This window comes from uncultured Holdemanella sp., assembly GCF_958348295.1.
GTDB lineage: Bacteria > Bacillota_I > Bacilli_A > Erysipelotrichales > Erysipelotrichaceae > Holdemanella.
The window spans coordinates 23,833-30,322 of the sequence record NZ_CATVYQ010000027.1; the positions used below are offsets into that span (position 1 = coordinate 23,833).

General features: G+C 32.2%; 7 protein-coding genes. All 7 read right to left on the reverse strand.

Translation table 11 applies throughout. The features are described 5' to 3' along the window. Positions 1-8: 8 nt before the first annotated feature. The gene (locus tag Q3907_RS06350; RefSeq protein WP_301897695.1) at positions 9-1,787 is read right to left on the reverse strand and encodes an LCP family protein; all 1,779 of its coding nucleotides are present in this window, start codon (positions 1,785-1,787) and stop codon (positions 9-11) included. A gap of 116 nt (positions 1,788-1,903) precedes the next feature. Continuing rightward, entirely contained in the window at positions 1,904-2,074 is a 171-nt protein-coding gene (locus Q3907_RS06355) for a hypothetical protein (RefSeq protein WP_301897696.1), read from the reverse strand. Positions 2,075-2,094: 20 nt separating this feature from the next. Then, positions 2,095-3,594 (reverse strand): LCP family protein, encoded by a 1,500-nt coding sequence (locus Q3907_RS06360; RefSeq protein WP_301897697.1) that lies wholly within the window; start codon positions 3,592-3,594, stop codon positions 2,095-2,097. 70 nt (positions 3,595-3,664) lie between these two features. Beyond that, complete coding sequence (locus Q3907_RS06365) at positions 3,665-4,222, reverse strand: hypothetical protein (RefSeq protein WP_301897698.1); 558 nt, start codon at positions 4,220-4,222, stop codon at positions 3,665-3,667. Beyond that, positions 4,206-4,916, reverse strand: a complete 711-nt coding sequence (locus Q3907_RS06370) for a CpsD/CapB family tyrosine-protein kinase (protein WP_301897699.1) — start codon at positions 4,914-4,916, stop codon at positions 4,206-4,208. Before Q3907_RS06370 ends, Q3907_RS06365 begins: the two co-directional genes overlap by 17 nt. A gap of 2 nt (positions 4,917-4,918) precedes the next feature. Beyond that, positions 4,919-5,695 carry a tyrosine-protein phosphatase gene (locus Q3907_RS06375; protein ID WP_301897700.1) on the reverse strand — a complete coding sequence of 259 codons (777 nt, stop codon included), beginning with the start codon at positions 5,693-5,695 and terminating at the stop codon, positions 4,919-4,921. After that, positions 5,695-6,417, reverse strand: a complete 723-nt coding sequence (locus Q3907_RS06380; RefSeq protein ID WP_301897701.1) for a YveK family protein — start codon at positions 6,415-6,417, stop codon at positions 5,695-5,697. Before Q3907_RS06380 ends, Q3907_RS06375 begins: the two co-directional genes overlap by 1 nt. Positions 6,418-6,490 lie beyond the last annotated feature (73 nt).

The window sequence follows — 6,490 nt, forward strand, 5'->3', positions numbered from 1 at the left end:
TTTTCTCCTTAATAGCCTTCATTAGAATCATCATATGATGGCTCTTCATAATAATCATAACCCTCATTCGAACCAGAATAATCTTCGTTCGATGAATCCTGTGTATCATAAGATTCTTGATAACTTGGATCATAACTATAATCATAATCGTAATTATAATCCGTACTTGAATCATTTGACTCATGAATCACATTATCTGAACTTGGTTCTTGAATGGATCCAGACGTATCTTTCACTGTATCTGAACTTTTACCCTCTAAAATCGCATTGATCTTATCTCTTGCTATTTGATTCATCAATTCATTTTCATATGTTATTGAAGCATATGTTTGTGCTAAATAACAGAATTCATTACCAGGTTCACCCGAAATCGAATACGATTCAAACTTCCATTTTGGCATTGAACCAAGTTCATACTTAATAAAATCACTCATTTCATCTGCCGAAATGTTTGTATCAAACGCAACAGCCAAAGCATCCATAAATTTACCATAGTTTGTAATCATCTTAGGAGATACAATACGCTTGAATATTGCCTTAAATACCTTCTGCTGATTTTTAACACGCTGATTATCCCCATTTAAATAAGCATGTCTTTCACGTACAAAAGCTAAAGCTGTTTCACCATCCACATGATGCTTACCTACACTAAGTCCAGGCTGCATATTCGCATATAAAATATCACACTCTTCGCCTTCCTTGATATCCAAATCAATTCCATCCAAAGCATCCACTAAATTAACCACACTTGAAAAGTTTATACGAACATTATAATTGATCTTTATACCTAAAGCATTCTCAATTGACTTTTCCGTACTCTTGATTCCAAGAAGACCCGTATGCGTCAATTTATCTTTACTATCTTCTGGACACGACTTTTCATCTCCTTCAGGACATACAAGATTTACATAATAATCTCTAGGAATACTTGTCATCAAAATCGTTCCCGTTTTAGGATTTACCGTCAACAACATATTCGCATCACTACGCGTATTTGAATCTTGTAAACTACCATAAGAATCATTACCACTCACAAGTACAGTAAACGCATCTTTTGTAATATTTCTAACCGGATCACTCTCATTTTCACTTGCCGCTTTTTCTACATAATGCACATTTTGATAAGCAACATTCGTAATCGTGTTAAAAGTAAAATATTCCTCTGTCTCATGTAAAACATCACGATACTTTTCATTTAAACAAATCGCATTTACACTACCATCATATAAAGCATTTACCAAATCATCTAGATTGCTATAATCTGAAGTTGAATATTTAACCTCATCTTTTTTAAGTGCCTCTAAAGTACGCTTCGTAGCTTCCTTATCCATTTTAAGAACAGTACCAATCTTCTTATTCTTAAGATCAGCCTTTGAAGTAATATTTGAATCCTTTAATGCGATGATTGAAGTTGTGATAGCCCTTTTATCTGCAAGACTCGTCACTACATCAAAAGTATCCTTCGTCTTATAAATAAAATAATTTCCATACGCAAAAGCTACACACATACACAAAGAGATCAATCCAAGTAATAATCGACTAAAAAACTTCTTTGCTTTAAAATTCATCATTATAGTGACAATCAAAGCTAATATTATAAACACAGCCGAAATTAACACAATCAATTTAAATGGCAATAAATTTAAACACACCATTTGAAGTATAAGTAATGCGAGTGCAACAAACATAAACACCGTTAAAAATTTACTTATAGGCCTTCTTTTTTTCTTATTCTTTTTACTATTTCCCTTTACATCACGGGAAAGTTCAATATCTTTTTTAGACATAAAATAATCTCCTATAATTCAATTATATGGCTCACAATTACATATTATATAATAAAATACTACTTTTTGGCAAATTGACAAAAAAAGGATGGCCATTTTAAACCATCCTACAATACTTAATCATGTAATGAATCAATAAAAACCAATAATAAAGAAATTAACAATAATACAATACTAGCCAAAACTAACCACACAATCGAAATCATTAAATATAATACTAGACATATAATACTAGACATGATACAAGAAATCATTCCAATCATTAAACCCAAATGTGCTTTGTTCATTGTAAATACCTCTAGCTATATTATTGTACATCTTCGCTTGAATTACCAGCTAAAACAGCACTAATTTTATCCTTCGCCTTTTTAACTGTACTTTGATCTGGAACCATAACAGATGCAGCATCTCCAAGTTCTGCACACATTAAAGTATCACCCGTACCATCTACCATATACTGTTCCATCTTCCATTTTGGATTCTTATTTAACTGATACTTAATCAAATCCGTAATCTCATCATTAGACATTGTTGTTGAGAAAGTATTTGCCATACTATCCATAATCGAAGCATAATTTGTGACAATCGCAGGACTTGTAATCTTATCGATAATTCCCATAAGAACTTGCTGTTGATTCTTTGTACGTTGTCGATCCCCTTCTGTATAGGCATAACGTTCACGAGCATAACCTAAGGCTTGTTCCCCGTTCAAGTGATTTACACCTGCATGTACACTTAATCCTGGTGCATGTAAGAAATTATTACATTCATAACCAGGTTCGACCGTTACATCGATTCCACCAACGGCATCAACTAAATCAGTAACTGTATCAAAGCCAACTTTAAATGTATAGTTAATCTCAATACCCAACAATTGTTCTACCGTACGCTTTGTTGTATTTGTGCCATGCATACCTGTATGTGTAATCTTATCTAAAGCTCCTTGCATACATCCATCACCTGCATCACAAGCTGTAGTGACATAGAAATCACGTGGTACAGAAGTTAATAAAATTGTATTTGTTTTAGGATTAACTGTAGCTACCATAATCACATCACTACGACCATTTTCATCAAATCCACCACGCGTATCAGAACCAGAAATCAATACATTAAATGGTTTTGAAGTAATATCACTAACTGAAGTTGCAGAATCATTATTTTTTACTTTATAAGAAGTTTGATACACAACACGCGTATTTGAATCAAAGTTAGAATAAGTTTCCATGTCTAAAATTTGTGAACGACTTGATTCATTAATAATAATCGAATCCACTTCTCCATTATAGAAAGCCTCTAAAAGTGCTGTCATACTATCATATTGTTTTTGTTCCATCTTAATATTGGATTTACTTAAATCTTCTAACATAGCAGCCGATCCAGTTGTACCAATATTTCTTAAATAACCAACACTAAGACCACTTAAAGACTTTTTATCTTTAATATCACTCGATTGTTTTACAATAATGCTTACCGTATTTTTCGCATTCTTTGTCACAGAAGTAATCTTATTTAAAGCACCACCCGTTTTAGAAATATAGTATCCACCAATGCCAGATCCTACAGATAATACAACAGCTAATAGAATACTGATAATTTTAGATACAATACCTTTAGAAATAAAACATAGTAATAATACAAAAATTAAGTCGATTAAAATGATAACAATTGTGACTAATAATAATAGTTTACTGGTCAAAATATTTAATTGAATCAATTGATATAAGCAATAAATACTTGAAATAACTAAAACTAAAGAAAATAGAATTCCAAATATCTTACTAATAACATTCTTCTTTTCATTCATACTTAACACCTCATTTTTAACTATACTACTACAAAAATAAAAAAATGCATACACAAATGTATGCATCCAATTATCCAACAATTGTAGATAAAACAATAAATGAATTCGCATCTACAGTAGCCGTAGTTGTGACATCATTTAAGACAAATGTGATTGTATATTGTTGAGTAGCCTCATCTAAAGAACAAGTAATATTCGTAACATCATCTTTTTCTAAGCCAGAATTTGCCAATACTGCATTAATTGCCTGTTGTGAAGATTCATCAAATGAAGTTGAAGACTTTTCTTCTTTTTTTGTAGTTGTTGATTTTTCTTCCTTAACTGGTTTTTCAACCTTTTCAGTTTCAGTAGTCTCTTCTTTAGAAGCACGCTTGTAGTTACGTTCCTTTATAATCCCATCTTTTCCAATCTTATATTCATAAGATCCACCATTCGTACTAAATGAAACAATATAAGAACTTTTTTGTTCTTTAATGGATACATTTTCACATTCACTTTTCGTGGCATTCGCATCATCTCTAGCTACTTCTAAAATATCATCTTTTGTGATTTCTAAGCCCGATTTACTACAGCCTGTTAGAAGTAGGCAAAAAGCTGTAAGGAATATTAAACTATTTCTTTTTACCATGATTGTCTCCTCCATAACCATAGCCGTAACCATAACCATAACGGTTTTCATCACTCATATCCACTTTATTTAATACAACACCAATCACATGACCACCATTACGTTTTAAGTCATTGATAGCAGCCTTTACCTTACGTTTATCTGCATTTTTAGCATCTACTACATAAAGAACTCCATCGCTTAAGTTACATAATGGGATAGAATCCGAAGTTACTAATACAGGAGGTGAATCTATAATAATATATCCAAATTCTTTACGAGCTTGTTCTAAAAAGCGTCCCATTCTTTTAGAACCTAATACTTCACTAGGATTTGGTACTTTGTGACCTGATGTTATAACAGTCAGTGTCTGACCACCTTCAAATTGAATTTCTTGCACACCCTCATAAGAATGAAGACTCAAACCATCTTGAAATTGTGCAATAATATTTGTAAGTCCAGAACGATTTGAAATTTTCATCATCTTATGAACCGATGCATTTCTTAAATCACAATCAATCAATAATACATTTTTATATTTAGCAGCCATAATACGAGCCAAGTTACAAGCAACTGAACTTTTCCCTTCATTTGGAATCGTACTTGCCACACTGATTACTTGGATTTCCTCATCCATTTGACTAAACTCAATATTTGTACGCAACCCACGATAAATCTCATCTACATCAAACTGATTTCTCTTTTTCTTTGCCATTTCTATCTCCTAAAGAAACTAAAACGCTTCTTTTTCTTTACAACCTCAATATTTAATATATCCATATCACTCAAGATTCGCTTTGGATTCTCATAAAATAATATATCCGCATTCTCACTACCAATACGCTTTGAAACAATTGAATACGCATCACTCAATTTAGAAATACGATTTCCACAACTTCTATGCGCATCCGTACCAATCACATCACAATAGCCATCATCTAATAAAGATAAAGCATTTGATTGAATCGCCTTACCATGCATTCCTAAAATAGACGTACGATTAATCTGTAATACACAACCCATATCAATCCAATTATCAATAATTGAATAATCAAGTCCTGAATGAAAATAACGTTCAATATGCGCAATCACAGGAACAAAACCCTTTACCTTCAATTCATACAAACAATCATCTCTATAATCAATTGAATGAATATCACGAAGAACATTATATTCCACAAGCATATATCGAGAACCATTCAAACTTGGATATAAACCCAAATCCAACCTATCAATAAACTCACTATTCATCATGACTTCCCCACCAAAATAAATCGGTATCGGACTCATTTCTTTTAATTCCACTTGACGAGAAACAATCTCATTATAAATAGAAGCATCTAATTGTCCTGGAACAAAGTGTGGTGTACTACATATTCCTACAATACCATCATTACGAGCTGATTCTAGCGAACTTTCAGCATCCTCAATAGATGGCATACCATCATCAATACCCCAAGCAATGTGCGAGTGAATATCTATAAACTTAGCCATTATACTTCAGGGAATTCAGCAAAAACAGGAATACCCAAATATTTTTCTGCCTCTTCTTTGTTACGCAAACGATTATCTAATAAATATCTTAATATCGCATATCCTGCACCTAATACAAATCCAACTGCAGCAGCAAGTACACCATTTTTCTTCGCGTTTGGACCACTTGGTACATAAGACAATTTAGCCTTATCTACAATTTCAATATTACGAACATTTAAGTTTTTCTGCATTGTCTTAATAAAAGTATCTACAGTTCCATTTGCGATATCCTTAGACAACTTTGGATCTGTAGTTGTAGCAGTAACTGTAACAATCTCAGTATCTGCCTGATTACTAACTGTAATACAATTTTTAACACTCGATGCATTTTCTAATCCAACATCTTTCGCCACTTCAGACATGATATTATTTTGCGTCATTAAGTTGACGACATTAGTAACCAATTTACTATTGGCCATCTGTGAATTATAATCCAATGATCCAGTATCATTTATCTGTGGCGTTAAATAAATTGAAGTACTAGCCGTATATTTAGGCGCAATCAAAAACTTTGTTCCAAAAAATCCAGCAGCACCCAATACAACACAAAGAAAAATAATTAATTTAATATGTTTAAAAATAGCACGAGCTACCTCTAAAAGATCAATAACATCTTCATCATCTTCTACATTAGCTACATTCATATAAGCATCATTACGAGACATTCTCTTATAAGCCATAATCTTTATCCTCCTAGTTTTCAATATAAAACAATAATAACTATACCATAAAATGAACCTTTTTTTATAAATA